Here is a 2024-nt window from a genome sequence, read left to right on the forward strand (position 1 = left end):
TTTTTGCCTTATTTTAAATCCCGCCCAATATATTCAGCATTCTATTTAAAATAATAACTATTATATTTTTTATAATCTTTTCTGTAATTACAGCACCCACCCTAAATTTTATTAAGATTTACAATATCTAAACCGCACGTAGAATCAAATTAAATATATAAAATAGATTAATAATAACATACGAACTATATAAAAAATTTCGCTCACCGTGCGTTTTATAGATTAATAGCTTATGAAGGCACTAATATTTATGAGTTATACTGAAACAATTTTATTTTATAAACTGATACACTTTATATAGAATTATCAACTTTTTTGTCAAGATTTAGTCAAAGTTTTTACTATGGGCAATGGGCACACTTCGCAAAAGTGCAGGTATTAAAATTATTATCAAATTACATAATTATGTTTTATATAAAATAAATTGTAAAATTTAGTATAAAATAGAGTTTTCCATACAGCGTTACTTACGACATACCTACCCGCAAGAAAAGAAGTTGTATCGGAAAGAATGTAAAGCCATGAAAATATCTAAATTTTAAAAATTTATTTTTTTAAAAATTATAGTTGTTTAGGTATATCAGTATTTTTATATAAATTAATAAATTCGCTTGCTGCGTATAATGAACCTATTACAAGTACTGGTTTATTATTGTTATTAATTGATTTTATATTATCAATGGCATCATAAAAATTTGATATATGCTTTACATTCGGTTTATCCTTTAAATATTGATAGGTTTTAGAACTGTCAGTTTCTTTATATGCTATATTGTCTGGAGAGCTTAATATTATTTCTGAATTATATCTTTTTAATATATCAGACATATTTTTTATATCTTTTTGACTTAAAGGAGCAAATAGTATTATTATATCATCATACCATTTATATATTGTATTTAATACTCTTTCTAATGATTTAGCATTATGAGCACCGTCTACTATTATATCAGGATTTCTATGCATAAATGTAAGGCGTGCATTTATATAAAAATCCTTTAATGAAATAATTGCTTTATTAATATTTTTTTCGTTATATTTATTATCTGCCTTGAGAAGTATATTCAATGCCTTAAAAGAAAGTGATATATTTTCTGCCTGATGTTCTCCAAGCAATGTAGTTGAAAAATTATACTCTTTATCTTTTTCTCTATAAATAAACTCAAGTTTTTCATTGCTGTTTAATGTAATATCTGCAGAAAAATCTTCTTTAAAAACATATAAATTACAATTATTTTCTCTCGATATATTTCTTATTATTTTTATAGAATCTTCTTCCTGAAATGCTGATACAACTGAAGTGTTTGGTTTTATTATTCCAGACTTTTGAGCTGTTATCTCTTCTATGGTGTATCCTAATATCTCCATATGATCATATGATATAGAAGTTAAAATACTTACAGATGAGTCTACTATATTGGTACAGTCTAATTTTCCTCCTATTCCTACTTCTATGCAGGCATAATCAACAGCATTTATATAAAAATAATATAGTCCCATTATGGTAAAAATTTCAAATACTGTTATATTATTATATATTTCATAACTATCTATAATATTTTTTATCTTTAGTGTAATATTTATAAAATCTTCTTCACTAATCCAATTTTCATTTATAGATATTCTCTCTCTCTCATTAACTATATGAGGGGAAGTAAATGCTCCAGTTTTATATCCTAGGGAAGAAAGCATCTTTGACAATGTTAATGTAGTTGAACCTTTACCCTTTGTACCTGTTATATGTATTACTTTAAATACCTGTTTATATCCCAATAATTTTAATATTTCTTTTACATTGTTTATATGATTAAGATTGTTTTTATGAAGAGTCTTTTTTCCCATAAAGGAATATATATAATCCAAAGCCTCATTTATATTTTTCATATTTATGTTTCCAATAAAAATAATTAATTAAAAATAATTAAGTAGAATATCATATTTTGGAAAAGACCGCAAGGAGTAATTTATTGATTATTTCATATATAAGTTTATTTATGTATGCAATATAATCTCTAATTTAACAT

At 24.1% G+C, this 2024-nt stretch carries 1 protein-coding gene; it reads right to left on the bottom strand.

Features of this window, described 5'->3' with window-relative positions:
• Positions 1 to 561: 561 nt before the first annotated feature.
• Entirely contained in the window at positions 562 to 1884 is a 1323-nt protein-coding gene (locus tag KQ44_RS00045; RefSeq protein WP_096735709.1) for a Mur ligase family protein, read from the bottom strand.
• Positions 1885 to 2024: the final 140 nt, after the last annotated feature.

It is taken from the genome of Brachyspira sp. G79 (assembly GCF_002379365.1).
GTDB lineage: Bacteria > Spirochaetota > Brachyspiria > Brachyspirales > Brachyspiraceae > Brachyspira.